A 24,080-nucleotide genomic window follows, 5' to 3' on the forward strand; every position below is an offset into this window, starting at 1 on the left:
CTCCGTCAGCGGCGCTCTCTTTCGCCTCCCTCCATACAGCCAGGGTGAGGTCCTGGCGGAGCCGTACCGCGAAATCGGTCGGCCGTTGCACCGGGTCGGCGATCGAGGGAAGCGTGGCGGCCAGGGTGGCGTTGGCGCGGTAACCCGCCCAGGTCCACCAGCGCACGTCGGTGCCAGTCCTCGTGATCAGGGTTCCGCCTGGGTGCACGATCGTGGGCGCTTCTTCGCGCCAGTCTGCCAGGCAGGCTTGCGCCCGGCGGGTGAGCGAAACCGGTGGGTCGGCGCCGAGGAGCACGTCCCGCATGGCGCGCGTCAGGGCGAAGGGCAGCCCTCCTATGCCGCCGCCGGTCCACTTGGCCACGCCGCCGCGGTCAGCCGGTTCGACGAAGGCCCGCTTGCGGGTCCAATCGATGAAGGTGACCCGCCAACTCTGGCCGCCCAGCAGAAGCAGCCGCGGGCCTTGCCGTTCCTCGGTCAGCAGCGAGACATCGACCTGCCCGATCTCCCGGCGCCCGGCGAGCACGGTGAACTGGGGCGGCGCGGTGAAGGACGCGGTCAACTCGATGAAATGCCGTCGCCCGAACCGCCGCTCGGCCTCCGGACCGACGAAGAGCATTCCATCGTCCCGGTCGAGGAAGCCGGAGTCCACCATGTGACGCAGGATGGGGGCAGCGGATCGGTCGAACGGTGGCAACCCGTTCCATTCGTCCTCCCAGAGCCGGTCCCCGATCCGGTGCTGCTGGAGAGCGACCGCGAGAAGCTGCTGCGCGACAAGATGGCGCGGTTCAGGCGGCGGGCTCACTGGCTCTACCCAGCCGCGTCCCCACAGCAGCAGCAAGCCGGCGGCCTGGAGGAACGCGTCCTTTCTGGTCGCGAGAAACAGACAGTTTCGCACGCTGCCGGCGCGCCGCCCAGTACGGCCGATACGCTGCAGAAAGGACGCGACGCTGGCAGGGGCGTCGATCTGGATGACCCTGTCCAGGTCGCCGACGTCGATGCCGAGCTCGAGTGTCGAGGTGGAAACGATCACGCAGTCCCGTGCTTCGGCAAACGCCTGCTCCGAGCGTGCCCGTTCGTCGGCCGACAACGAGGCATGGGAGAGGAACACTCGGACCTCGCGGGCGCTGAGTGCTGCCCCGAGCTGTTCGACCTGGCGTCGTGAGTCGCAGAACACCAGGCGTTTCTCGCCCCGGTGCAGCGCCGCGATCAGTTTCGCCGCATTGTCCAGCGAGCCGACATAGTCGAGTTCGACCTCCCCAGAAGGGCGGCCTGAGGGCACCGCTTCGGGCGCTACGACGCGGCCGGTCCGCTTGCCTGCACCCGCTCCCTGGAGCCACGTCAGGAGCTGTTCGGGGTTGCCCACCGTGGCCGACAGCCCGATCCGCTGAATCGGATGGCCCGTCAATCGCTCCAACCGCTCCAGTACGGCCAGCAGATGCCAGCCCCTGTCATCGGCGGCAAAGGCGTGGACCTCGTCCACGACGACCGCTCGGATCCGTCCGAGGAGTTGACCATGATCGGTCTTCACTCCGATCAGCATGGATTCGAGCGATTCGGGAGTGGTCAGCAGGATGTCCGGCGGATCCGTCCTGATCCGTTGCCGACGCGACTGGGTGACGTCTCCATGCCAGACACCGGCTCGACGCCCCAGCCACTCGGCGTACGAGCCGATCCGCGTGGACAGGTTGTTGAGCAGCGCTTTCAGCGGACACAGGTAGAGCACGGACAGGCCGGTCCACCCGTCCCGCTCCATCGCCGACAGCAGGGGGAAGCACGCGGCCTCTGTCTTGCCTCCGGCTGTCGGCGCGAGCAGGATGGTGTCCTCGCCGTCCATCAGCGGCGTGATCGCGGCACGCTGCAACGGGCGCAGGTCCGGCCAGCCGAGGGTGTTGACGACATGGTGAAGGACGACCGGATGGAGCCGATCCGACACGTCCGTCATCCGATGTCCAGGTCGATGTCGTCCGCCGCGGCCACGACATTGCGTTCCGTCTCGGTCAGCTCGGCTTTGGACAGCGTGAGCCGGTAGTGCCGGCGCGGGTCGAAGTCGTCGAACTGGTCAATGCGGTCGAGCACATCCCCTACGAGCTTCTTCAGGAACAGGCGAGGCGCCACCCCGACCTTGCCCCCGAGCGCTCCGCCGACCGCGGACGCCAGGTCCGCGATATAGGCGTCGTCGGCTACCGTCTTGATCACGCTCGCTGCGGGTCGATGACCATGGCGTTGGCGTCGGACACGGATTTGACAGTCCGCCGCTCCTTCACGATGGTCATGCAATGGCGTTTGGGTCAGAGGCATGGTTACGCGGCGTCATCGCCGAGGCGGTTCCTGAGGGGTCGCGGGAGCAACTGTGGAGGATGCGCCGTTCCGCGTTGCGGATTTGGCCCGGAGAGCAGGTCGCCCCCGATGCCGCCGGGTCTCGGCTGGGCGGCCGGCCGTTGGCTGCCCCCGGGACCTCCTGGCCTACCTGGGAGGGCGACCCACTGGACCTGCTGGCTCAGATCGACCTCGTGGAGGTGGCCCGGCTGCTGCCGGGCAACCCACTACCTGATCACGGGCTGCTGTCGTTCTTCTATGACACCAAGACCCCGGCGTGGGGAGTCGTTCCATCCGACCCGGCCGGCTGGCGAGTCCGGTGGGAACGCGGTCCCGTCGAGCCGATTGCCCTGCCTGAAGGATGGGGAATGTTTCCCGCCCGTGAAGTTCGATGGGAGCCATTGGTCACCCTGCCCCGGGCCACCGAGGAGTACGTCGACTTCATCGAAGCCATGGAGGACACCAGCACCACGAAGGCGCGGTCGGCACTTGATGATGCGATCGGACCTGGTCCAGCCCATCATCAACTGCTGGGCTGGCCGCATCTGTTGCAGGGCTCCATGCACTGGTCATGCCAGAAGGAGAGCACTTTTCACCGCGGCGACCGACCGCAGTATCATCCCGATGCTTCGCTGACCCAGGACGATTGGGACGAGCTGGAGACGGACACCAGGTCAGCCGATTGGCAACTGCTGCTGCAGCTCGGCAGCGAGGAGATGCCGGGATGGTGCTGGGGAGACGGGGGCGGCCTCTATTTCTGGATCCGCCGTGCAGATCTGGCGGCGCGGCGTTTCGACCAGGTCTGGACGGTCATGCAGTGCTGATGCGCGCCGGCACGCGCCCGCCTTATCCCGCCGATGGAACCTCCTACTCTTCATCTTCTCGGCCTGATGATGAGCCTGATCCCTTGACGTACAACTCGGCAGAACTGTGAACGCGAATGGTGCGGCTGGCGCTGTTCTCGTCGAGGTAGAACTCAGGCGGTGTGGCCCACGAGGATACGGGCGGCGGTTCGGACGTCTTCGACGGTGACTCCGAGCTCATCGGCGATCACCTCGAAGTCCTCCCCGGCCCTCACCATGGCGGCGACGTCCGCCACGCGGGTGCGAGACCCCTCGAAGATGGGTTGCCCGAACGCTCGCAGCGGGTCGATGACGATCTTCGAAGGGGCCCAGTGCCGGAGGTGGAGCATTGCCGGGTAGCCGTCTTCCGCTCGCACGATGTTCTGCAGGCAGGCGGTTACGATCTCGCGGATCTGCCGCTGCCCGATGCCGCCATCGAACAGCCCTTCCCCTTCCGGAGAAGTCTTCGAGAAGTCCCAGAGGACATCGATGCCATCCGTGGCCAGTTCCAGGGCGACGAGAACGTACGGTCCGATTTCCCGCTGAAGCCGCTCCAGTGCGGGACGGAGCTTGCGCGGTTTCACTCCTGCGACTCGCAGCGCATCCAGCACGTGCGCCTCCGCCATGGCCACGAAGGGAACGGTGGCCATGCGATGTGCGCCTGGCCGCGGAAGTACGTGCAGCAACGGGCGGCCGCTTTCGTAGCCGCGCGCCCAGTGATTGAACGTCTGCTGGGGAATGCTGAGGAAGCGGGCGGCGTCGCTCTGGTTGAGCAGGCCGTTCCGAGTCCTGATGTCGTCCATGCCGCACCTTTCCTCTATCGCGTCGTTGCTACGTCCAGCCAGGCGTGCCGCACAGCCCCGACAGCCCAAGTCCTCTCCAGTCGGTTGGCCGACTGGATCAGCGGGCCTCACCGTGCAGGATCTGATGGAAGATGCGTCGGGCGGTCGCGGTCAACGTCCAGGCGGTTTCACGGACGGTCTGCTTCTCGCGGTCCGTGCGGCGAACGAAGCCCTGGCCGGCGGCGGCGCACAGCTCATACGTCGTGTCGCGGCATTCACAAGTGTGCGAGATCACCCGGATGCGTGGCGGCCGAGGGGTGGGGTCGTACCACGTCAGCGTGATGTGCCCAGGCAGGGGAGGCTCGACGTGCGGGCCATGGAAGTCAGGGATCCCTGCCATGTCACACGGCCCTTCCTCTGAAAGCCTCGCCGAGGCTCCTGAGCAAGGGTCGACGTAGCTCATGACGAGCACGTGAACGTGCAGGCGTCGCATTGCCGATCCTCGCCGGAGCACCCGGGCTTGCCGCGCTCTCAGCGATGGGGACCTGGGTGAGCAGCTCAAACCACACGGTCCGGCCGAACCAGCGCCTACTGACCCCCCACTTCGTCGCCACGGCCGCCAAGATCTGCAGCCCTCGCCCACCGACCTCGTCTGAGTCGTTGCGGAGTCGTGGCCCTGACCACCACCCCTGATCCACAACCTCGATACGGATCCGGCCGGCGCCGAGCCACAGGCGTACTTGAAATGATCCATGTCTCCAGCGGCCGGACATCGTGTGCTTTATCGCGTTGGCAGCGAGCTCGGTGACCAGGAGTCGCAGATTGTCCAGAAGATTCTCATCGTCAGCGACCTCCGGCAGTGCCATAACGAGCCAGTGAGCAGCATAAATCCTTACATCACGGATTATCTGGGGACATCCAGGAAATCGCATTGCGCTGACGAGCTTCATTTCGAATGTGGACATATTGACCACCCGCCCTATTTTGTACAGCTTTGCGCTTGCCAGTGTTGATCTTGTTGGGCTGCTGTTATAAGAACTCGCAAATCACACCGCTCCCAACAGCCACTTCAAACATTGCCTACAGTGCGCTACATTGTCTTGCGAAACAATCCCAGAGCGGTCCCAGACTTTAACTGGCACCAAGCCAGAAGAGCTGGAATGGACGTAGTTACGGGAGCCGTGATGCCAGCACCCAAAGACCTAGACCCAACCGCCGGCCCAGCAGCACGTTTCGGTGCCGATCTACGCAAATACCGATATGCCGCTAAATTGACTCAGGCGCAGCTCGCCGATCGCATCGGCTACAGCAAGAGCCGTATCGGCAACGTAGAACGCGGGGACGAGAAACCCACACGCGAGTTGATCGAGCGCTGCGAAGAGGCGCTGGGCCTGAACGGTTCCCTGCTCACCCACTGGCCGGCCATCAGCGGCAACCGGATGCCCGACTGGTTCCGGCAGTGGCCGCCGATCGAGAGGAAAGCCGATCAGCTCATCACCTGGGCCCCGCTCATCGTGCCTGGGCTGGTACAGACGGAGGAGTACGCGCGTGCGATCTTCGAGGGCGGGCCTCACACGACCCCGCAGCAGGTTGACGAAGCGGCCGAGGCCCGAGTAGAGCGGCAATCCATATTCGATCGGCCGAATCCCCCTCAATTCCTTGCTGTGATAGACGAGGGCATCCTGTATCGTCCAATTGGAGACGAGTTCGTAACCCACCGCCAGCTAGAACACCTGATCACTTTGGCCGAGAACAAGTGGTTCACCATCCAACTACTTCCGTACGCAGCCCGGTGTACGGCAGTGCTGGTGGGCTCAGCTCTCTTGGCGCAGCAGAACGGGGTGCCGATCGCCGCCTACGTCGAATCAGCCGTCCACGGTCGCGTCGTTGACTCCACCAGCGAAATCAAGCGACTCGTGGACCGACTCGAACTCATACGCAGCGCGGCGCTCCCTGAGTATCTGTCAGTGCAGCGGATCAAGGAGAGAGTGCAGCGTGGAGTTGAATGAGGAAGTCGCCAAGGAGATAGCGAGCCCGGCCGGATGGATCACCGCGTCGAGTGGTCAGGGCGGCGAGTGCCTGGAGGCCAAGCATCTGTCAGACGGCAGCATCGCGTTGCGCGACACCGAACAGCCGGACGCCGAGCCATGGGTGCTCCGCCGGGCCGTCTGGGACAAGTTCGTAACAGGCGCAAAGAACGGCATATTCGACTTCTAGTACGGCAGTCCCCATTCGTGAGTTGAGCTGGGGCGGTCCAGGAGAACGGAGTGCCGATCGCCGCGTACGTCGAGTCCGCCCTTCACTGTCCCGCCTAGACAAACCCGACGAGATCAGGCGACTCGTGGTTCGGCTCGAAAGCGTACGCAAAGCGGCGCTTCCCAAGTACCTGTCAATACAGCACATCAAGGGGAGAGTGGCGGCATGGAGTTAAACGAGAACATCACGAGAGAGATCGTAAACCCAACGGGATGGATCACGGCGTCAAGCGACCAGGGTGGCGATTGTCTGGAGGCCAAGCATCTGTCGGACGGCCGCATCGCCTTGCGTGATACTGAGCAACCAGATACCGAGCCGTGGGTGGTCCGCCGGGCCGTCTGGGACAAATTCATAGCAGGCGCAAAGAGCGGAATATTCGACTTCTAGCGTCACAACCATGCGGCCCTCAAAAAATCCGTCAGGGGGCCGCACTGTTTCAAGGACCGTGAACGCGATATCCAGCGCTGTCGGGCGTCCGCAGCTTACGCTGTTCTCGCCGAGATAGAACTCAGGCGGCGTGGCCCACGAGGATGCGAGCTGCGGTTAGTGATCGTCAGATCCGCCGTGCGGGGGTGTGGCTTGCGTCCTGAGGCGATGACGGCCGTCCACAACTGACTGTACTCACGGGCAGCGGTGTCGTCGAAGGGGAGGGGATCGAATTCGCCTTCGGCGGTCTGCAGGATCTTCATTCGCTGGGCGAGCACTTGGGCTTCTGCCGCCACCAGGAGGGGGACCAGGTCACCAATGTGATGGCCGTTCCGGGTAACGGCATACCGCTCGCCGCGCTCCAGGCCATCCATGATCCTCCGCCGACCGGTTGCGTAGGTCGCGCTAGAGATCTCATGGCTGCGGTCAGCCTCGGGAGTGCTCATATCCTCAGTCTCTAACTGATGTGCCATCCGGTGCCACGCCGTAGCACATCTCGGAACTGTTTTCGAGATCGGCGGGCCGATCCGCGCAGTTTCGTGCTGCCGGATGGCCAGCGCCGGAGCCCGCGCCGGCCGCGCTGCTGATGGTGCCGCCCAGCACCACGTCCTGAAGGTGAACGTGCTGCGGGTGGCGGTGTTCGTGCCCACCCGGGCGATCTGCCGGCGCCGAGCGTCCTGAAAGTAGCCGAAGAGGCTGCCTACGTCAGACGGCGCAGGACCGAGCGCGCGTGGGCCAGACGGTGCTCATGAGCCTCGGGCAGGTCCACGGCCAGCGACTCGTACAGCGCGACCGCCTCTTCCGCCGCCGCGCGCGCTTCCGCATGCGCGCCGCCGGCGGCCGAGTGGACCTCGGCGAGGTTCAGCAGCGCGCTCGCGTGCCCGCCGCGGTAGCGGGCCGGATGCCGCGCGGCCAGCCGCCGGTACATCTCCACCGACTCCGCCGTGGCCGCCAGCGCCTCGGCGTGTTCGCCTCGCCGGGATCGTATGAGGCCGTGATCGGTCAACGCATGGGCGATATCTCCCGCCAGACGATGCGGATGGAGCCGGTACAGGCGCCGGTAGATGGCCAGGCACTGCAGCGAGGCGCTCAGCGCCTCCTCTCGATCCGGCGCCGACACGCACAACGTGTGCAGCGCGAGCGCGAGCGTCGGCTCGTGCTTCTCGGGGTCGGCGGCCGCGAGGGGGGTGAGCAGGGTGACGGCTTCCCGTGCGGCCTCCACTGCCTCCTCCTGACGGTTCAGGTCCGCCAGGACGCACGAGGTGTTGTTCAACGCCAGCGCGAGTTGCGGGGCGGCGTCGTGGTGGCGCCGGGCGATCTCGACCGCCTCGGAGTCGGCCGCCAGCGCCTCCTCGACCCGATTCAGGTCATGCAGGTCGAAGGCCAGGTTGTAGAGGGTGACGCACAAGCTCAGCTCGGCCTCGCGGACCTTCGCGCGGAAATCGGTGAGGTGATCGTCCCGGATCTGATCGTCGCACTGGATGGTCTCGATGAATTCCTCGTCGAGTTCGTCGTCATCGAAAAGATCATTGACTTCACTCAGCCCGCCGTCCTCGAAGAGCTCCGTGCCCATCGGCTGATCACCTGCGTTGAGAAACTCCACCTCATCGGGGAACAAGCGCTCGAACCGCTGTTGGCGATCCAACGCCCGCGCCGCGAGTGCGCGATCGAGGCGCACGGCTTCCTCAGCGGCGGCCACCGCCTCGCGATGCCGGCCCGTCCGTCTCAGGGCAATGGCGCCGTTGTTCAGCGTGATGGCCAGGTTGCGCAACCCGAAGAAGTCATCGTCCCCATCGACCGACCGCCTGCACATCTCCACCCGCTCGACGAAGGCCGCGTGCGCCTCCTCGTACCGCCCGACCTCTGCGAAAGCGCCGCCCAGCCGCCCCAGCGCTTCGTCAAGCCGGCTCGTGATGAGCCAGTCCGGCTCATCACTGGCGTCGTTGTAGCGGCGCCAGATGCTCTCCGCCTCAGTCGCGGCGTCGACGGCTTCGTCGAAACGGCCGACGCTGGTAAGACAGTCGGCATACAGGGCGAGCGCGTACGCCAGTTCATAGCCTTGGGGTCGGCCAGGCTTGTTGTCTGGTTGCTGCCGGATGTCACGGACCGCCTCGGCCGCCGAGTCCAGCGCTTCGCCGTGCCGCCCGAGCCGCGCCAAGATGCCGATGGATCTGGTTCGCGCATCGTTCGCCAGGTCAAGATCAGAAGCGTCCGCGACCGCCAGGCGCAGGCTCACCGCCTGCTCCTCCTGTTTGATCGGCAACACTTCCTCGTAGCGCCTCAGCTCCTCCAGAACGCTGCTCAGAGAGCCCAGCGTGCGGCGGTAATCGTTCAGGAAGTCGTCGGTGGCCTCGATGCCATCCGCTCGGTAGACGTCGATCGCTTCGAGATAGGCCAGCCGCGCGAGCGCGTACCAGTCCGGGTGCTCCAGCTCGGCGCCGAGGCACCCCAACTGCTCAGCCAGCGCGTACGGGCTGGGCCAGGCTTCGCGGGGCTGCCCGCGCAGAGCCTCGATCTTCTCCATGAGGACCTGGGCGTATCGCAGGTCGGGACCGTCAGGTAACACGTAACGTCGCAGATCGCGACTGTTGGGTGAACCGGGATGTTGAAGCAGCATCTCTGAACTGATGTGATCTTCCACCATTGTCGTGACGGTAGCGCAGCCCCACGACACAAAGCTCGCTCGTGGGTCTATCGCGGCGCAAGGTCGCAACGCCACACCACGAAACCCGGCCAGGACCGAACACGTCACGGCGGCCAGGGCGTGACCGGCTCAGCCTCCCCACCGGCGTGCTGGTGGTCTTCGACCGGTGCCCCGAGACCCCGCCCTGGAAGGAACGAGGCGGTTTCGAGCAGGCGACCACGCCGTCCGGCCGCCAGGTCACCGTTCTGCGCGTGTGACGGGCGCCTGAGTTCCGGCAGGAGCCACATACCAGGACAGGATGGCAATCAATTGGTTGCGGGGGGCGTAACAGGCGCGACAGAGCCGGGACAGCGGTACGACAGCCCTCCTTGGTTGGCTGAATGCGTCGTTGTCAGCGAGAAAGGACAGACGTCGCATGCTCACCCGAATTCCCCGTCGAAGGCCGGCTCTCGCACTCGCCACGGGGCTGCTCCTGGCTCCGCTCGTGGTCACCGGGGCGTCATCCCCCGCCGCCGCGACACCGCAGGAGTGTGAGCGGGGTGCCAACGGTTTCGTCGACATTCCCGACACTCTGAAGGGCACCCCGGCTCCGGTGGCGCCCGCCAGGATCATCGGACTGACCGGCACCCTCTACTACGGCAAGATCGGTGGTGTCACCCGCGGCTGGGCTCACCTGGGTGGGGAGACCACCTGGGGTGACAGCGTGTGGATGGACTGGAGCCGGGACGGCGGCAGGACGTGGATCCAGTGCGGTCCGTTCGAGGTGACCTCCGGCGGGCAGACGAAGACCAGTGCGGCACAGCGCACCAGCTCCGACGTCAACTGGAAGTTCCGGGCGTGCGTGAGGTGGGGTCGCCACATACCGCCGGCCATCAGCTGCACCGATTGGTGGTAACCACCGGATCGTGTCAGAGCGTGACCGCCCCTGAAACGAGGTCACCCAACAACTCGGGGCTCTCCGCCGGGCGGTCGATCCCGCGCAGCGGGCCGTGGTCGGCGAGGTGCGCCTCGGCGTACAGGCGGGCCACGAGTGCCTTGCGGCCGTCGTCGAGCCCCCACGTGGCCTGGTCCTCCAGCAGCGCGGCGGCGTACACGTCGGCCATGAACTGCGCCAGCGGATACAGCCGCTCCTCCCCCACGGACGGCTCCAGCGCGGCCCACGCGGAGACGGCCTTGGCGAGGTCGTCGATGCGCGTGTGCACCAGGTCGGAGGTGGCCAGGTCACGCAGGCGGTCGAGGAAGGGCAGGTGGGCCTGCTCCTTCACCATGGCGCGCCGCACGTCGAGGCAGAGGATGTTGTCGCCGCCCTCCCAGATCGGGTTGACCTGGGCGTCGCGCAGCAGCCGGGCCACCGGCCACTGCTCGATGTAGCCGTTGCCCCCGTGCACCTCGATCGCGTCGCTGGCGGCCGTCACGCCGAGCCGGGCGGCGCGGAGCTTGATGAGCGCGGGGGCGATGCGCAGGCGGGGGCCGACGTGGCCGTCGAAGACGAGGGCCTGGGCGGCCTCGACCTCGACGATCAGCTCGCCGAGCTTGCGGCGCATCAGCGGCTGGTCGATGAGCGGCCGCCCGAACGCCTCGCGTGACCTGGCGTAGCAGATCGACTCCACCAGCGCGCGCCTGGCCACGCCGGCGCCCATCATGGCCACGCCGAGCCTGGAGGCGTTGGTGAGTTTCATCATGGTCCCGAGCCCCGAGCCGGAGCTCTCCCCCGACAAGGGGAACGCCTCCGCGTCGGCGAACTCGACCTCGGCCGACGCGACCGACCTGGTGCCGAGCTTGTCCTTGAGCCGCCTGATCCGCACCCCGTTGCGGGTCCCGTCCCGCCGCTCCCACAGCACGAGGAACGGCGACACGGCCCCGTCGGGACGCCTGGCCAGCACCACGAACGCGGACCCGTTGGCGTTGGACGCGAACCACTTGAACCCCGTCAGCAGCCACGCGTCGCCGGCGGGCTCCGCCGTGGCCTCCAGCGCCGCCAGGTCCGAGCCGCCCGTCCGCTCGGTGAGCATCTGAGCGGCCTCGCCGGAGTAGTAGCCGTTGGCGAAGATCTCCCGGACCCGTTCGCGTACGTCCTGCGGCGCGTACTTCTCCGCAAGGGAGACCACCATGTCCCCGCCCGTGCCGAGCGCGCAGCCCATCCCGATGTCGGCCTGGTCGAGCAGGTACGTCCAGGCGGCGGCGAGCGCGGCCGGATCCGCCCCATGGGAGCGGGCCTCCTCCGCGAACGTCGGCGAGGTGAAGTTGTCCTCCATGAGCGCCTGCCTGGCAGCCTGGAACGACGGCGGCATGACGACCTGGCTGACGTCCCTGCCCCACTTGTCGTACTTCTCCAGCCGCGGCGGGTTGCGGTCGGTCTCCTCGGCGCATTCGGCGACGAGCCCGCCCATGAGCGCGCCCAGCCGCTCCAGGCGCGGCTCGGCCCAGGCGAATCCCTCGCCCAGGTGGCGCCGCATGAGCAGGCGGAGCGTGGGATCGCAGGTCCACCAGTTGCGCCCGGCCGCGCCCTGGTAGCGCTCGGTGGCGTACCGGTCGCTGCGGTCGCCGCGGTCGAAAGGTTCGATGAGGTAGCGGCCCATACTCGCGAGTGTTACATATACTCGACACGCGATGGAAGAGCGTAACAACCTGAGTGCCAGATCGGCCGTGCTGAGCGCGCTGCTGGGCAGCCACCCGCCGCGCCTGCCGGCCCGCCATCTGGTGCGCATCGGCGCGCTGTTCGGCATCGCCGAGGGCACCGTACGGGTGGCGCTGTCACGCATGGTCGCGGCCGGCGACCTGCTCCAGGACGGCCGCCACTACACGCTCTCGCAGCGTCTCGTCGAGCGCCAGGCCAGGCAGGACGAGAGCCGCGACCCGCACACCAGGCCGTGGGACGGCACGTGGGAGGTGGCCGTGGTCACCGCGGAGCGGCGCGCGCCCGCCGACCGGGCCGCGTTCCGGCACACGATGACCGCGCTGCGCCTGGCCGAGCTCCGCGAGGGCACCTGGATGCGGCCCGCCAACCTGGTGCGCGAGTGGCCGGAGACCGTCACCGCGCAGTGCACGCTGATCGACGGCCGCCCGCACGGCGACCCCACTCCCCTGCTGTGGGACCTGGACGGCTGGGCGGCCGAGGCCCGCGGGCTGGAGCGGGCCCTGGAGAGGGCGGACGGCCTGGCCGAGGGCTTCCTGGTCTCGGCCGCCGTGCTGCGCCACCTCCTGGCCGACCCGCTGCTCCCGGAGGAGCTGCTACCGCCTGACTGGCCGGGCGCGGAGCTGCGCTCCCGCTACGACGCCTTCGACCGCCGCTATCGGGAGGTGCTGTACGAGCACCTCGGCAACCTCACAGAGGGACGCCGAAAATGATCCGCTTGTGCCGGAACTCGGTGACGCTCCACAGCTTGCCGCCCTGCACCGTCAGGTCCTCAGGACCGACGGGAAACCCCCTGGTCTCCAGCTTGCCGTCGGCATAGACGAGCAGCTTGCCGTTGGCGGCCGCGCCGGCCGCCTGGCTCAGGTACCACTTCCCGCCCCACGAGACGGCCCCCTGGATCTTGGGCTGTCCCATCACGAAGGCGTCCTCGGGCTCACCGCCGGACAGGCCGAGGGGCCAGCGGGCCACCCAGCCGCCCGGGTCGTCCTCCCGGTACTCGCCGCTGACCAGCCGCGGCGTGCCGCCACTGCGGTCGATCGAGACGAACGAGAACAGCGGCCCCGCCGTCACCACCCGCCAGAAGTCGGTCTGCGGCATCACGTACCGGTAGCCGAACGCGTGGAACTTGCCGTCGTGCCGCCCGATCCGCTTGGGGTCGCCCAGATCGCTCTGGGCGGTACGCAGGTCCAGCACCCGGTTGAGGTCGAAGACGCGCAGCCCCCTCTTGGTGTCGGCGATGTAGACGAGGTCGCCGTCGCACGCGATGCCGCCCGCGTGGATGTCGATCGGCCCGTACGAGCCGTCCGGCTTCGCCTCGACCAGCAGCGCATGCTGATATTTCAGCGTCTTGGGGCTCAGGAAGGACACCCTGATGCCCCGCTCGCCCTCATCCGGCTTGAAGTACCAGGTCGCCAGGAACGCCGGCACCCCGATCGAGCCGGACTCGTCGGAGCAGGTGAGCCCCTGCGGATACCAGTCGACGGTGTCCTGGTCCTTGTCGTCGAAGGCGTACCAGTCGACGGGTCGCGGCCGCATGGAACCGACCGCGCCCGAGGCCCCCTTGTGCTCCGCGACCCGGTTGCCCTGTGCCAGCACCGCCTCGACGCCGACGCTGCCGATCTCCCCCGCGAGCTTGGCCGCCCCCTCGGCCAGGTCGCCCGTCTGCCTCCGCAAGGCCAAGCGCGCCTTGTCCGTGGGAACCATCCCCGTTGCCGCCATGTGACCCTCACTTTGCCGTCCCTTGACCCAGTTTGATGGACGGCAAGCGGCAGAGGTTGGCGATCAGCGCCACAAATGTACCGGCAGCCCCGAAAGCGCCAGTTCGCGGTAACGCCGTACGAGCCGCTCCCGGTCCCCGCCGAAGCGCTCCAGCGCCTCCCGCTGCCACGCCGCCCCCGTGCGGCGCAGCCTGGTCCGCTGCGCGATCACGTCCAGGGCGCGGTCGGCGTCGGAGGGCGTCACCCCGGCCGCGAGCAGCCCTTCCCGCGCCTCGGGCAGCAGCCGGAGCACGAGGTCGGCGGCGGTGAACTCGGCGTCCTCGCCCGGCCAGGAGAGCTTGGCGTCCAGCCCGTGCATGGCCGCGCGATAGAAGTTCTGGTACGCCTCCGCGAACCGGTACCCGGTCAGATCCCGCTCCGCCTGCGCCAACGTCAGCCCGAGCAGGAACGCCGTGTTCGCCGCCATGTCCACGCACGTAGGCCCCGCCGGCAGCGCGCGCATCTCGATCCGCAGGTGTCCGCCGTCCGCCGGGTCGTAGACGGGCCGGTTCCACTGCCAGATCGTGCCCTGGTGCAGCCGCAGCTCGGGCACCTCGTACGGCTCCGCGTCGTCGGTCAGGTCGGGCACGATGGGGTCGTAGTCCCGCACGTACCGCTCGAACAGCTCATAAGCGCCCTCACGCACCCAGTCCGAGCCGAACGTGACGCGCCCGTCCCTGCGCTCGCGCCGCTGCACGTCCCGGTCGTCGGCGGCCTCCTCCATCAGCGCGACCCGCGTCTCCTCCCACAGCCGCCTGCCGAGGAAGAACGGCGAGTTCCCGCATGCCGCCAGCACGGGGCCGATGGCGAGCTGGGCGGCGTTGAACAGCCGGGCGAACCGCTCGGGCGGCGTGCGGATGTGCACCTGCCAGGAGGTGTTGGCGCTCTCGAGGATCACGTCCTCCACCGACAGCTCGAGATCGTCGATCTTGACCAGGAACGGCTCCAGCCGCAGCCGCCTGATGCCCCTGCTCATGGCCCGGTAGCGGTTCTGGTCGCTCATCGCGCCGACCGTGAAGTCGTCGGCGTCGAGCGTGGGCAGGATGCCGATGGGCAGCGCGCCGCCGCCCGCCACGGCCCGGCCCACGGCCCGGTCCACCTTGCCCATCGTCTCCTGCACCTCGTCGCCGAGCCGCGCGAAGGGCTCGCCGGCCAGCGGCGTCGGGGTCAGGTTCACCTCGAGGTTGTAGCGGCCGAGCTCGAGCACCACGCGCGGGTCGTCGAGGTCCTCGAGCACCTGGCTGTTGCGCGGCAGCGGCCGCCCCCGCTCGTCTATCAGGAACAGCTCCAGCTCGGCCCCGATGGTGGCCGGCCCCTGGCCGAAGCCGGGGGTTGCGAGCAGCTCGCGCAGCACGCCGAGCTGCTCCTGGATGCGCTCCCCGAAGGCGGTGTACTCCGCCTCGGTAAATCGCTCCTTGTCCAGATCTCTTCCCATCACCTCCCTCTGTCCTTTTCACTGGGGTTGACACCTCACCAGGGGATCACGCCGGCATCCTCCAGATACGCCCCGGTGGGGCCGTCGTGGTCGACGGTCGCGAGCCGCACCGCGATGGCCGCGCCCTGCTCGGGGGTCCTGAACCCGCTGTGCCCGTTGAGGTCGGTGGCGCAGTATCCGGGGCTGACCGCGTTCACCTTGATCGAGGTGGCCATCAGCTCCTTGGCGTAGCAGATGGTGATCATGTTGAGCGCGGTCTTGGAGGAGTTGTAGGCGATGATGTTGGCGTCCCAGAAGTGACTCTCCGAGTCCATCGCCATGGCCAGCGAGCCGAGCTCGCTCGACATGTTCACGATCCGCCCGGCCTCCGACTGCCGCAGCAGGGGCAGCATGGCGTTGGTCACCGCGATCACGCCGAACACGTTCGTCTCGTAGACCGCCCTGACCGCCGCCACCGAGGCGGTGCTGGGGGTGACCGCGGTGATGTCGCCGCCGATCGCGGCGTTGTTGACCAGGATGTCCAGCTTTCCGTACTCCTGCTCGATCCACTTCGCGGCGGCGGTCGCGCTCGCCTCGTCGGTCACGTCGAGCCGCACGTACGGCTGCCCGAGCCGCTCGGCGGCGGCCCGCCCGCGCTCCTCGTCGCGCGCTCCCACGATCGCGGTGACACCCTGCTCGCCCAGCAGCCGCGCGATCTCGTAACCGATTCCCTTGTTGGCGCCCGTGATGAGCGCGATCTTCGTCATGCGTCCACGTTCTCGCAGGTCGCAGCGGGTCCGGGAGAGACCTGGAAAGGCTGGTATCAGCGGTACCACCCACGCACGATCGGACATCACCGAGGATGGGGGCATGAACCGCGACGAACTCGCCGACTTCCTGCGCATCAGGCGCGCCCATGTCACCCCGGCCGAGGTGGGCCTGCCGGGCGGCGACCGGCGCCGCACACCAGGGCTGCGGCGCCAGGAGGTCGCGCAGCTCGCGGGCATGTCGATCGACTACTACATCCGGCTGGAGCAGGGCAGGGGCCCGCATCCGTCGCGGCAGGTCCTCAACGCGCTGGCCAGGGCCCTCATGCTCAGCCAGGACGAGCGCGCCCACCTGTTCCACCTCGCCGGGCAGGCGGTGGAGAGCCCGCGGATCAGGGAGGACGTCCCGGAGAGCCTGCTGCACCTGCTCTCCTTCATGGAGGAGGTCCCCGCGTACGTGCTGGACGCCCGCTACGACATCCGCGCCTGGAACCCCCTGGCCAATGCCCTCATGGGCGGCCTCGACAGCGTGACGGACGAGACCAGGAACGTCATCCGCTGGGTCTTCATGTCCCCCGACATCACCAAGCACTTCGAGGACGAGGAGAAGAGCCGCTTCGCCCGCGCCTCGGTCGCCGACCTGCGGGCGGCCATGGGGCGCTACCCCGACGACCGCAAGCTCCAGGCGCTGGTCACCGAGCTGCTCGGGCTCAGCCCCCACTTCGCCGAGCTGTGGTCCAGGCACGAGGTCGAGATCCGCAGGCAGCAGCGCAAGCGCGTCACCCACCCGGTGGTCGGGGAGATCGATGTGATCTGCCAGGTCATGGCCGTGCCCGACCGCGACGACCTCCGTCTCGTCCTCTACACCGCCGAACCCGGCTCGCCCTCCCACCAGGCCTTGCGCGACCTGCGGCAACTGACTCTAAGCTCATGAGATGAAAGCGGTTGCGTTTGACATCTTCGGCGGCGAGCTCGACGTGCGCGAGCTGCCCGACCCGTCCCCCGCCCCGCACGGGGCGGTGATCAGGGTCGAGGCGACAGGGCTGTGCCGGTCCGACTGGCACGGCTGGCAGGGGCACGACCCCGACATCAAGGTCCTGCCCCACGTGCCGGGCCACGAGCTGGCCGGTGTCGTCGAGGCCGTCGGCGCCGACGTGCGCGGCTGGCTGCCGGGGGCGCGCGTGACCGTCCCGTTCATCTGCGCCTGCGGCACCTGCCCCTCCTGCGCCACCGGCGACCAGCAGGTGTGCGAGCGGCAGACGCAGCCGGGCTTCACCCACTGGGGCTCGTTCGCCGAGTACGTGGCCATCGACCGCGCCGACGTCAACCTGATCGCGATCCCCGAGGACATGGCCTTCACCACGGCGGCCGGGCTGGGCTGCCGCTTCGCCACCGCGTTCCGCGCCGTGGCGCAGGTCGGCGAGGTGCGGCCGGGCGAGTGGGTGGCGGTGCACGGCTGCGGCGGCGTGGGCCTGTCGGCCGTGATGATCGCGACGGCGGCCGGGGCCCGCGTGGTGGCCGTGGACGTCAGCACCGACGCCCTGCACCTGGCCGAGCGGGCGGGGGCCACGCACTTCGTCAACGGCTCGGCCGGTGACGCGGCCGCCCAGGTCAGAGAGCTGACCAGGGGCGGCGCCCACGTCTCCATCGACGCGCTGGGCAGCCCGCAGACCTGTGCCGCCTCGGTCGAGAGCCTGCGCCGCAGGGGCCGTCACGTCCAGGTGGGGCTGCTGCCGGGCGGGCCGACCCCGGTGCCGATGGGCCGGGTGATCGGTCACGAGCTGCGGCTGCTGGGCAGCCACGGCATGGCCGCGCACGCGTACCCGCCGATGCTGGAGATGATCAGGGCCGGGATCCTCCACCCCGACCAGCTCATCACCCGCACGATCGGGCTGGCCGACGCCGGCAAGGCGCTCGCCTCGATCGGCTCGGTGCCGGGCGTCACGATGATCGCTCCTCGACCCGGACGGTAATCGTTTCGCGTCCCTATGTGTTTTCCGAAAATTGGTAATTGGGTCTGACCTTCATAAAGCAGGACTTTTCACGATGAAGGCAATAGGTCAGGATTGAGAAGCCCGCAGACAGACGTTGTTAGCCTGGCCGACCGCAAGGACGCATGGTGATCAGAACGTTACTCGCTGAGGACATGAACCTGGTACGCGGGGCGCTGGTGGCGCTGCTGGCCTATGAGGAAGACATCGAGGTCGTGGCCGAGGTCTCCAGGGGGGACCACATCCTGGCCGCGGCCAGCGCCTGCCGCCCCGACGTCGCGGTGCTCGACATCTCGCTGCCCGGCAAGGACGGCCTGGCCGCCGCCGGCGAGCTGCACGAGGAACTGCCCGAATGCGGCGTGCTCATCCTGACCGGCGTGGGCACGCCGGGCCTGCTCAAGCGGGCGCTCGATGTGCACGTGCGCGGGTTCATGGCCAAGGACTCGCCGCCGGAACGGCTGGCGGACGGCATCCGCAGGGTGAACGACGGAGAGCGGGTCATCGACTCGGAGCTGGCCATCGCGGCCATGCGCCCGGCCGACGCGCCGCTGACGCAGCGCGAGCTGGACGTGATCGGGGCCGCCGCGGACGGGGGGTCGATCGAGGAGATCGCCGCGTCGCTGTTCCTGTCCGAGGGCACCGTACGCAACTACCTGTCCAAGAGCACGACCAAGCTGGGCGCCCGCAGCCGGATCGACGCCATCCGCATCGCCAGGGAGTCAGGCTGGATCTAGGCCCGTGTGGGCGGCGAGGAAGGCGAGGGCGTCGGCCGCCAGGCCGACGGACCTGCTGGCCGCCCGCGCGCCGTGCCCGACGTCCGGCTCGTGCCTGAGCAGGATCGGCCGGTCCCCGCCCGTCGCCCACTGCAGGGCGGCGCACATCTTGCGCGCGTGCATCGGATCGACCCGCGTGTCGCCCGCCGAGACCGTGAACAGCGTGGCCGGGTAGTCCTGTCCCTTCCTGACGTGGTGGTAGGGCGAGTAGGCCAGCAGCCAGTCGAGCTGTCCGGGGTCGTCGGGGTCGCCGTACTCGCCGGTCCAGGAGGGGCCGAGGCCGCTCAGGTGGTAGCGGGCCATGTCGAGCAGGCCCGCCGAGCACACCGCCGCCGCGAACAGTCCGGGCCGCTGGGTGAGGGCGGCGCCGACGAGCAGGCCGCCGTTCGACTCGCCCCAGATGCCGAGCTGCTCCGGCGTGGTCCAGCCGTCGGCGATCAGCTTCTCCGCGGCGGCCACGAAGTCGTCGAACACGTTCTGCTTGCGCTCCAGCATGCCGTCCCGGTGCCAGCCCTCGCCCTCCTCGCCGCCGCCCCTCAGGTTGGCGACGGCCAGCACGCCGCCGGCCTCGACCCAGGCCAGGGAGTCGGCGGCGTAGCCGGGCATGAGGGGGATGCCGAAGCCGCCGTACCCGGTGAGGATCGTGGGCCGGGGGCCGGCCGGCGCCGGGCGCGCGACGACGACCATGCGGACGCGGGTGCCGTCGGCGGAGGCGTACTCGATGTGGTGGCTGCGCACGGAGGGCAGCGCGCTGCGGCCCGGCGCGGCCGACCAGAGGGTGGTGTCGCCGGTGCGGGCGTCGTAGCGCCAGATCTCGGGGGGCGTGACGGCGTCGGTGTAGGTGAACCAGGCCTCGGGTCCGCCGTCCGGGCGCGAGGTCAGTGAGGCGATCGTGCCGCTGCCCGGCAGTGGCACGGTGCCCAGCCGCCGCCCCGTACGGGCATGGTGCACGGCGATCTCGCCGACGGCGTGCCGGGTCCTGGAGACGAGCAGCCTGTCGCCGTCGAGCACGGTGAACGCGCCCAGCACCGCCTCGGGGTCCTCCGGGATCAGCTCACGCCACGCGGTGGGCTCCTCCGGATCGGCCACGCAGAGCCTGCGCCTCGGCGCGTCCCTGTCGGTGACCAGGTAGAGGCGGCCGTCGCAGGCCACCGCTCCCGCCGTGCGAGCGTGCGCCCCGTCCTGTACGGGCCGGGGCTCCGGATCGCTCCGCGAGAGGTCGGCCAGCCAGAGCGAGTTGCCCGCCGGGGCGCCCGCGGAGATCGTCAGCCAGCGGCCGTCGGCGCTGATCTGCACGCCGTACGAGACCGGTCCCCGGGTGAAGAACGGGACGTCGGCCGCGACGCCGACCCTGTGCAGGTGGACGCCCTCACGGAAGCGCACGTAGTAGAACGCCTCGCCGCCCGGCAGCCAGGCGACCGCCGAGTAGCGGCAGCCGCTGATGGGCCCGTCGATGACGCGCCCGGTGTCCACCTCCTTGACGTAGAGGTCCGCCCGCTCGTCGCCGCTCCGCGAGATCTGGTACGCCAGGCGGCGCCCTTCCAGGTCGGGCTGCCAGTCGTCCAGCGTCGTGAGGCCCGTGGGATCGAGCTCCATGGGGTCGATCACGACGCGGTCGTCGCAGTAGAGGACCGGGTGTTCCTGAACGGTGGACTGGCGCAGGTGGAAGCGCCGTTCGCCGCGCCACACCGGCGCGGTGACCAGGCCCGTCTCCCTGAGCTCGGTGAGCCGGACGAGGAACCGGTCGCGATGGGGCAGCCTGGCGGCGCCCTCGCGCCAGAGCCGGTCCTGCGCGGCCAGCCAGGTCTCGGTGTCGGGGGCGTGGGGGTCTTCGAGCCAGCGGTACGGGTCGTCGATGTCGTGTCCGTGGCGGTGTTCGGTGAGAGGGAGGCGTTCGGCAGGCGGGTAGTTGTCTGGAAATTTCATGACACGGGCTCCGGGTGCCAGTGGCCGGCCAGGTCCGCGTAGAGCGGCGAGACCCTGGCCAGCTCGTCATGGGTGCCGACGGTCACCCGGGTCCCGTCCATGAGGAGGATGCGGCGGGCGCGCAGCGCGGAGGTGAGGCGGTGCGCGACGACGATGAGCGTGCCGCCGCGCCGCGCGAACGCGGTCTCCGCCCGGGCTTCCGCGGCGGGATCGAGGTGACAGGTGGCCTCGTCGAGGATGACGAGGCGGGCGGGGGCGAGGTAGGCGCGGACGAGCGCGACGAGCTGCCGCTGCCCGGCCGACAGCGCCGCCGGGTCCAGCGGGGCCTCGTAGCCGCCCAGCGCGTCCACCAGTTCACGGACGCCCACGGCGGCGACGGCTTCGTCCAGCCGCTCCTTCAGGTCGGCCGGCGTCCGCGGGTATGCGAGGTTCTCCGCCACCGTGCCGCGGAAGACGTACGCCTCCTGCGGGATCAGCACGCGGGCGTCGGGGTCGAGCTGCTCGGCGGGGACGCCGCCGACCAGCACCTCCCCCTCAGCGGGGCGGAGCATGCCGCTGACCAGGGCGGCCAGCGTGGACTTGCCCGCCCCGCTGGGCCCCACGACCGCCAGGTGGTCGCCCTCGGGAATGACGAGGTCGAGGCCGTCGAGCACGGGGGCGGAGTGGGGGCCGTACGCGAAGGTGACGGAGGCCAGCCGTACGTCGGAGGACGGGGGGCGCAGGCTCGGCCGGACCGGCGGGGCGGCCGGGGCGGAGGCGGCGATGCGGCGCAGCGTGGCGGCCAGCCGGACGCCGCTGACGCCGAGGCCCTGCACGAGGCCGCCGAGTGCGGGGGCCAGGGACTGCGTGACGTACGCGAGCGTGCCGACGATCACGCCGGGGCCGAGGCCGCCGTCCAGCAGCCATGGGGTCCCGGCCAGCACGAGCACGACGGGCAGCCAGCCGCCCACGGCGAGGGCGGCCGTGCGGGCGGCCGTCACCCCGGCGAGCGCCCGCGCGGCGGCGGCCTGGTCGCCGACCTGGCGATCGAGCCGCTCGTACGCGCGATCCTGCAGGCCGCACGCCTCGATGTCACGCAGCCCGCCCGCCACGCCCGTCATGGCGTCGGCCAGCCGCTCGTCGGCCAGCAGGAACGCCCGCTGCCTGCGCGCGAGGGCGGGCAGCGACGCCAGGAACAGCGCGAGCCCGGCCGCGAACGGCGGCAGCACGAGGGCGAGCGCCTGCGGGGCCAGCGTCACCAGCCCGAGCACCACGCTGACCACCGTGAACGCGAACCCCCTGACGGTGGTGACCACGGCCGCGAAGGCGTCCCTGGCCAGCTCCACCTGGAGCGTCGCCCTGGCCACCGCGGCGCTGTCGCGCCCGTCGGCCTGGCGCAGGGTCCCTTCGACGACGTGGGCCAGGAGGCCGTCCCTGAACGGCTCCGCCACCGCCGCCACGCAGAGCACGACCTGCCGCGCGGCCACGGCCGCGATCAGCCACGCGACGCCGAGCGCCGCCAGCCACGCCAGCCCGGTCACGGGGTCGGCCCTGGCGAACCCGTCCTCGATGGCGCGCGCGACGGCATGGCCGATGAGGAACGCGGGCGCGGCCTCCAGCACGGACCAGAGCCCCATGGCGACGAGCCGCCGCGGCTCCCGGCTCAACGCCCGCCAGAATCCGATGCCGGCATGCTCCCGCCGTCTCACGGCTCTGTCCCCTGGAAGACCGCCCGATAGGCGGGGTCCTCCCACAGCACGTGGTGCGGCCCGCGGGCGCGTACCACGCCGTTCTCCAGCCAGACGACCTGGTCGGCGCGGGCGGCGGTGGCGGGCCGGTGGGCCGCGATCAGCCGGGTGCGCGCGCGGGGGTCGGTCGTGAGGGCCTGGCTCACCTGGCGCTCGGTCACGGTGTCGAGGCTCGAGGTGGCGTCGTCGAGCACCAGCAGCCGCTCGCCTTGCGCGAAGGCCCGCGCGAGGCCGATCCGCTGCCGCTCGCCCCCGGACATCGGGGCGTCGCGCAGGGGCGTGCCGTACCCGAGCGGCAGCCGCCGGACGAACGCGTCCGCGCACGCCGCCTGCGCCGCCTCGATCACCGGGCCTTCGGCCGGTTCCTGGGAGATGGCCTCGGACACCGTCTCGCCCACCAGGACCGGACGTTCGAAGGCGTACCCGATGGCTCTTCTCAGCTCCTCCCGCGACAGCTCCCGCAGCGGGACCCCGTCGAGCAGGACGGCGCCGCGCCCCGGATCGGTCAGCCGGCCCGCCAGGGCGGCCAGCAGGGACTTGCCCGACCCGGACCGCCCGACCACGGCGGTTACCGAGCCGCCGGGGAGCGTCAGGTCGCCGACGGTCAGCCCGTCCACCGCCACGTCGCGGAACTCGACCGTCCCCGGACCGGGCGGGAGCGTCCGCGTGCCGTGCGCGACCGGGGTGAGGCCGAAGATCTCGGCGACCCGTTCCGCGGCCGCCCGGGCACGGGCCAGGCCGCCGACGAAGCCGAGAGAGGTGCTCAGGGAGGCTCCGAGCACGGCGTAGCGGGCGGCCGCGTACAGCTCTCCGACGGTGAGGCGGCCGGAGGCGAGCATGAAGCCACCGGCGATCAGCACCGCGACCTCCAGCAGCGGCACCACCAGGCCCGACTGGACCGCGGCCCCCGCGTTGGCCCGCCACAACGACATCCCGTGCGCGCGCAAGCGGGGCAGCGGCGCGAGCACGCGCCGCGCCTCCTGGGCCGCGGTTCCCGCCGCGGCGATCGTGCGCGCCCCCTCCATGGCGTCCACGAGCCGCGCGGCGATCTCCCCCTGCACCTGCTGGTAGCCGCCTGAGATCACCGTCGAGGCGCGGAGGAAGGCACGCAGGACGAGCAGGATGACCACGATGCCCACCCCGAGCGTCAGCGTCAGGACGGGCGCGATGAGCGTGAGAGCGACCAGCGCCCCCACCGTCGGCACCAGGAGCGCGAGCGCGCCGGTCACCGTCTCGGGCGCCCTGCCCACCTCCTCGGCGTTCAGTCCGGCCCTGGTGACCAGCTCGCCTCCGGGAAAGTGGCGGGTGGCGGCGTTCCCGGCCCCGAGCACATGGCGCAGGACGGCCCGCCGCAGCGTGGCCGCCGCGTACGCGCCGCCGGCGCCGCGGGCCCAGACGCCGAGGCTCTCACCGGCCACGACGGCGGCCACGGCGCCGGCGGAGAGCGCCAGCCACGGGGTGCCGTCCGGCTGGCGCGTGACGAAGGCATCCACGGTGCGGCCGACCAGGTACGGGATCGCCAGCTCACCGGCCGCGCCCACGACCGCCGTGACGGCCAGCACGGCGGGCCAGGGGCCGCTGCGCCGTACCGCGCCGATCACCAGCCGGTCTCCCGCTAGCACCCGGTGCCTCCTTACGTCTGCGTCCCCGCGCCGCCGGTGACGGCGGCGCGGGGACTGCTATTCATGATCAGTGGCAAATTGCGACACTGAGGTTGCTGGGCTTGCCAGAGTGGCAGGACAGCACCGTCAGCGTGCTGCCACCGCTGGCGACGTCGCTGGCCGTGGGGGCCTCGAGACCCTGCAGGTCGAGAAGGACCATTCG

At 69.7% G+C, this 24,080-nt stretch carries 25 protein-coding genes; 10 read left to right on the plus strand and 15 right to left on the minus strand.

The features are described from left to right. Together AB0J64_RS48440 and AB0J64_RS48445 are read right to left on the minus strand one after the other, a co-directional pair. Positions 1 to 1,942, minus strand: a 1,942-nt coding sequence (locus tag AB0J64_RS48440; protein ID WP_364043225.1) for a DEAD/DEAH box helicase, incomplete at its 3' end; no start/stop codon positions are given. Further along, positions 1,939 to 2,196 (minus strand): BREX system ATP-binding domain-containing protein, encoded by a 258-nt coding sequence (locus tag AB0J64_RS48445; RefSeq protein ID WP_364043227.1) that lies wholly within the window; start codon positions 2,194 to 2,196, stop codon positions 1,939 to 1,941. The genes AB0J64_RS48445 and AB0J64_RS48440, both read right to left, overlap by 4 nt. A 161-nt stretch (positions 2,197 to 2,357) precedes the next feature. On the opposite strand from AB0J64_RS48445, the gene AB0J64_RS48450 reads away from it, so the two are divergent. Next, on the plus strand, positions 2,358 to 3,140 hold the full coding sequence (locus AB0J64_RS48450) for a YwqG family protein (RefSeq protein ID WP_364043229.1): 783 nt from the start codon (positions 2,358 to 2,360) through the stop codon (positions 3,138 to 3,140). 152 nt (positions 3,141 to 3,292) lie between these two features. Here AB0J64_RS48450 and AB0J64_RS48455 read toward each other — a convergent pair whose 3' ends face one another. The 3 genes from AB0J64_RS48455 to AB0J64_RS48465 all read right to left on the minus strand — a co-directional run bounded on the left by AB0J64_RS48455 (position 3,293) and on the right by AB0J64_RS48465 (position 4,905). Then, positions 3,293 to 3,961, minus strand: a complete 669-nt coding sequence (locus tag AB0J64_RS48455) for a DUF433 domain-containing protein (protein WP_364043231.1) — start codon at positions 3,959 to 3,961, stop codon at positions 3,293 to 3,295. Positions 3,962 to 4,058: 97 nt separating this feature from the next. Further along, positions 4,059 to 4,433 carry a hypothetical protein gene (locus AB0J64_RS48460; protein WP_364043233.1) on the minus strand — a complete coding sequence of 125 codons (375 nt, stop codon included), beginning with the start codon at positions 4,431 to 4,433 and terminating at the stop codon, positions 4,059 to 4,061. Further along, entirely contained in the window at positions 4,342 to 4,905 is a 564-nt protein-coding gene (locus AB0J64_RS48465; protein ID WP_364043235.1) for an ATP-binding protein, read from the minus strand. Before AB0J64_RS48465 ends, AB0J64_RS48460 begins: the two co-directional genes overlap by 92 nt. Before the next feature lie 219 nt (positions 4,906 to 5,124). On the opposite strand from AB0J64_RS48465, the gene AB0J64_RS48470 reads away from it, so the two are divergent. The 3 genes from AB0J64_RS48470 to AB0J64_RS48480 all read left to right on the plus strand — a co-directional run bounded on the left by AB0J64_RS48470 (position 5,125) and on the right by AB0J64_RS48480 (position 6,583). Beyond that, on the plus strand, positions 5,125 to 5,949 hold the full coding sequence (locus AB0J64_RS48470; protein ID WP_364043237.1) for a helix-turn-helix transcriptional regulator: 825 nt from the start codon (positions 5,125 to 5,127) through the stop codon (positions 5,947 to 5,949). After that, positions 5,936 to 6,157, plus strand: a complete 222-nt coding sequence (locus AB0J64_RS48475) for a DUF397 domain-containing protein (RefSeq protein WP_364043239.1) — start codon at positions 5,936 to 5,938, stop codon at positions 6,155 to 6,157. Before AB0J64_RS48470 ends, AB0J64_RS48475 begins: the two co-directional genes overlap by 14 nt. 204 nt (positions 6,158 to 6,361) lie before the next feature. Next, positions 6,362 to 6,583 (plus strand): DUF397 domain-containing protein, encoded by a 222-nt coding sequence (locus AB0J64_RS48480; protein ID WP_364043241.1) that lies wholly within the window; start codon positions 6,362 to 6,364, stop codon positions 6,581 to 6,583. Between the two features lie 95 nt (positions 6,584 to 6,678). Here AB0J64_RS48480 and AB0J64_RS48485 read toward each other — a convergent pair whose 3' ends face one another. After that, on the minus strand, positions 6,679 to 7,068 hold the full coding sequence (locus tag AB0J64_RS48485; protein WP_364043243.1) for a hypothetical protein: 390 nt from the start codon (positions 7,066 to 7,068) through the stop codon (positions 6,679 to 6,681). A gap of 103 nt (positions 7,069 to 7,171) precedes the next feature. Between AB0J64_RS48485 and AB0J64_RS48490 the strand changes: the two genes are divergently transcribed. Then, positions 7,172 to 7,303 carry a hypothetical protein gene (locus AB0J64_RS48490; RefSeq protein WP_364043245.1) on the plus strand — a complete coding sequence of 44 codons (132 nt, stop codon included), beginning with the start codon at positions 7,172 to 7,174 and terminating at the stop codon, positions 7,301 to 7,303. A 19-nt stretch (positions 7,304 to 7,322) separates the two neighbouring features. Here AB0J64_RS48490 and AB0J64_RS48495 read toward each other — a convergent pair whose 3' ends face one another. Beyond that, positions 7,323 to 9,266 (minus strand): tetratricopeptide repeat protein, encoded by a 1,944-nt coding sequence (locus AB0J64_RS48495; protein ID WP_364043247.1) that lies wholly within the window; start codon positions 9,264 to 9,266, stop codon positions 7,323 to 7,325. 415 nt (positions 9,267 to 9,681) lie between these two features. On the opposite strand from AB0J64_RS48495, the gene AB0J64_RS48500 reads away from it, so the two are divergent. After that, entirely contained in the window at positions 9,682 to 10,161 is a 480-nt protein-coding gene (locus AB0J64_RS48500; RefSeq protein WP_364043249.1) for a hypothetical protein, read from the plus strand. Between the two features lie 13 nt (positions 10,162 to 10,174). On the opposite strand, the gene AB0J64_RS48505 is transcribed toward AB0J64_RS48500, so the two are convergent. After that, positions 10,175 to 11,845: an acyl-CoA dehydrogenase family protein gene (locus AB0J64_RS48505; RefSeq protein ID WP_364043251.1), complete on the minus strand. Its 1,671-nt coding sequence runs from the start codon at positions 11,843 to 11,845 to the stop codon at positions 10,175 to 10,177. 31 nt (positions 11,846 to 11,876) lie between these two features. Between AB0J64_RS48505 and AB0J64_RS48510 the strand changes: the two genes are divergently transcribed. Then, positions 11,877 to 12,614, plus strand: coding sequence for a PaaX family transcriptional regulator C-terminal domain-containing protein (locus AB0J64_RS48510; RefSeq protein ID WP_364043253.1), 738 nt, complete (start codon positions 11,877 to 11,879; stop codon positions 12,612 to 12,614). Here AB0J64_RS48510 and AB0J64_RS48515 read toward each other — a convergent pair. The 3 genes from AB0J64_RS48515 to AB0J64_RS48525 form a co-directional block, all read right to left on the minus strand. Beyond that, on the minus strand, positions 12,592 to 13,575 hold the full coding sequence (locus tag AB0J64_RS48515; RefSeq protein WP_364043255.1) for a hypothetical protein: 984 nt from the start codon (positions 13,573 to 13,575) through the stop codon (positions 12,592 to 12,594). The genes AB0J64_RS48510 and AB0J64_RS48515 overlap by 23 nt on opposite strands. Positions 13,576 to 13,683: 108 nt before the next feature. Beyond that, positions 13,684 to 15,093, minus strand: coding sequence for a glutamate--cysteine ligase (locus tag AB0J64_RS48520; protein ID WP_364043257.1), 1,410 nt, complete (start codon positions 15,091 to 15,093; stop codon positions 13,684 to 13,686). 35 nt (positions 15,094 to 15,128) lie between these two features. Then, on the minus strand, positions 15,129 to 15,839 hold the full coding sequence (locus AB0J64_RS48525; RefSeq protein WP_364043259.1) for an SDR family oxidoreductase: 711 nt from the start codon (positions 15,837 to 15,839) through the stop codon (positions 15,129 to 15,131). A 103-nt stretch (positions 15,840 to 15,942) separates the two neighbouring features. Between AB0J64_RS48525 and AB0J64_RS48530 the strand changes: the two genes are divergently transcribed. The 3 genes from AB0J64_RS48530 to AB0J64_RS48540 all read left to right on the plus strand — a co-directional run bounded on the left by AB0J64_RS48530 (position 15,943) and on the right by AB0J64_RS48540 (position 18,564). Beyond that, positions 15,943 to 16,773, plus strand: a complete 831-nt coding sequence (locus AB0J64_RS48530; protein WP_364043261.1) for a helix-turn-helix transcriptional regulator — start codon at positions 15,943 to 15,945, stop codon at positions 16,771 to 16,773. Between the two features lies 1 nt (position 16,774). Beyond that, positions 16,775 to 17,812, plus strand: a complete 1,038-nt coding sequence (locus AB0J64_RS48535) for a zinc-dependent alcohol dehydrogenase family protein (RefSeq protein WP_364043263.1) — start codon at positions 16,775 to 16,777, stop codon at positions 17,810 to 17,812. Positions 17,813 to 17,955: 143 nt separating this feature from the next. Continuing rightward, the gene (locus AB0J64_RS48540) at positions 17,956 to 18,564 is read left to right on the plus strand and encodes a response regulator transcription factor (RefSeq protein WP_364043265.1); all 609 of its coding nucleotides are present in this window, start codon (positions 17,956 to 17,958) and stop codon (positions 18,562 to 18,564) included. Here AB0J64_RS48540 and AB0J64_RS48545 read toward each other — a convergent pair. The 4 genes from AB0J64_RS48545 to AB0J64_RS48560 form a co-directional block, all read right to left on the minus strand. Continuing rightward, positions 18,550 to 20,529, minus strand: coding sequence for a prolyl oligopeptidase family serine peptidase (locus tag AB0J64_RS48545; protein ID WP_364043267.1), 1,980 nt, complete (start codon positions 20,527 to 20,529; stop codon positions 18,550 to 18,552). The two genes, AB0J64_RS48540 and AB0J64_RS48545, sit on opposite strands and share 15 nt — an antisense overlap. Beyond that, positions 20,526 to 22,217 carry an ABC transporter ATP-binding protein gene (locus tag AB0J64_RS48550; RefSeq protein ID WP_364043269.1) on the minus strand — a complete coding sequence of 564 codons (1,692 nt, stop codon included), beginning with the start codon at positions 22,215 to 22,217 and terminating at the stop codon, positions 20,526 to 20,528. The genes AB0J64_RS48545 and AB0J64_RS48550 overlap by 4 nt, the downstream gene beginning before the upstream one ends. Continuing rightward, positions 22,214 to 23,878 carry an ABC transporter ATP-binding protein gene (locus tag AB0J64_RS48555; RefSeq protein WP_364043271.1) on the minus strand — a complete coding sequence of 555 codons (1,665 nt, stop codon included), beginning with the start codon at positions 23,876 to 23,878 and terminating at the stop codon, positions 22,214 to 22,216. Before AB0J64_RS48555 ends, AB0J64_RS48550 begins: the two co-directional genes overlap by 4 nt. A 67-nt stretch (positions 23,879 to 23,945) precedes the next feature. Further along, complete coding sequence (locus tag AB0J64_RS48560; RefSeq protein ID WP_344993510.1) at positions 23,946 to 24,077, minus strand: SapB/AmfS family lanthipeptide; 132 nt, start codon at positions 24,075 to 24,077, stop codon at positions 23,946 to 23,948. Positions 24,078 to 24,080 lie beyond the last annotated feature (3 nt).

The sequence above is a fragment of the Nonomuraea sp. NPDC049695 genome (genome assembly GCF_040674955.1).
GTDB lineage: Bacteria > Actinomycetota > Actinomycetes > Streptosporangiales > Streptosporangiaceae > Nonomuraea > Nonomuraea helvata.

Bases quoted from the DNA above. Each gene is read 5' to 3' on its own strand.
- AB0J64_RS48450 (WP_364043229.1), top strand. From the start codon at position 2,358: ATGCGCCGTTCCGCGTTGCGGATTTGGCCCGGAGAGCAGGTCGCCCCC.
- AB0J64_RS48455 (WP_364043231.1), bottom strand. From the start codon at position 3,961: ATGGACGACATCAGGACTCGGAACGGCCTGCTCAACCAGAGCGACGCC.
- AB0J64_RS48460 (WP_364043233.1), bottom strand. From the start codon at position 4,433: ATGCGACGCCTGCACGTTCACGTGCTCGTCATGAGCTACGTCGACCCT.
- AB0J64_RS48465 (WP_364043235.1), bottom strand. From the start codon at position 4,905: ATGTCCACATTCGAAATGAAGCTCGTCAGCGCAATGCGATTTCCTGGA.
- AB0J64_RS48470 (WP_364043237.1), top strand. From the start codon at position 5,125: ATGCCAGCACCCAAAGACCTAGACCCAACCGCCGGCCCAGCAGCACGT.
- AB0J64_RS48480 (WP_364043241.1), top strand. From the start codon at position 6,362: ATGGAGTTAAACGAGAACATCACGAGAGAGATCGTAAACCCAACGGGA.
- AB0J64_RS48485 (WP_364043243.1), bottom strand. From the start codon at position 7,068: ATGAGCACTCCCGAGGCTGACCGCAGCCATGAGATCTCTAGCGCGACC.
- AB0J64_RS48490 (WP_364043245.1), top strand. From the start codon at position 7,172: ATGGCCAGCGCCGGAGCCCGCGCCGGCCGCGCTGCTGATGGTGCCGCC.
- AB0J64_RS48495 (WP_364043247.1), bottom strand. From the start codon at position 9,266: ATGGTGGAAGATCACATCAGTTCAGAGATGCTGCTTCAACATCCCGGT.
- AB0J64_RS48500 (WP_364043249.1), top strand. From the start codon at position 9,682: ATGCTCACCCGAATTCCCCGTCGAAGGCCGGCTCTCGCACTCGCCACG.
- AB0J64_RS48505 (WP_364043251.1), bottom strand. From the start codon at position 11,845: ATGGGCCGCTACCTCATCGAACCTTTCGACCGCGGCGACCGCAGCGAC.
- AB0J64_RS48510 (WP_364043253.1), top strand. From the start codon at position 11,877: ATGGAAGAGCGTAACAACCTGAGTGCCAGATCGGCCGTGCTGAGCGCG.
- AB0J64_RS48520 (WP_364043257.1), bottom strand. From the start codon at position 15,093: ATGGGAAGAGATCTGGACAAGGAGCGATTTACCGAGGCGGAGTACACC.
- AB0J64_RS48525 (WP_364043259.1), bottom strand. From the start codon at position 15,839: ATGACGAAGATCGCGCTCATCACGGGCGCCAACAAGGGAATCGGTTAC.
- AB0J64_RS48530 (WP_364043261.1), top strand. From the start codon at position 15,943: ATGAACCGCGACGAACTCGCCGACTTCCTGCGCATCAGGCGCGCCCAT.
- AB0J64_RS48535 (WP_364043263.1), top strand. From the start codon at position 16,775: ATGAAAGCGGTTGCGTTTGACATCTTCGGCGGCGAGCTCGACGTGCGC.
- AB0J64_RS48540 (WP_364043265.1), top strand. From the start codon at position 17,956: ATGGTGATCAGAACGTTACTCGCTGAGGACATGAACCTGGTACGCGGG.
- AB0J64_RS48545 (WP_364043267.1), bottom strand. From the start codon at position 20,529: ATGAAATTTCCAGACAACTACCCGCCTGCCGAACGCCTCCCTCTCACC.
- AB0J64_RS48560 (WP_344993510.1), bottom strand. From the start codon at position 24,077: ATGGTCCTTCTCGACCTGCAGGGTCTCGAGGCCCCCACGGCCAGCGAC.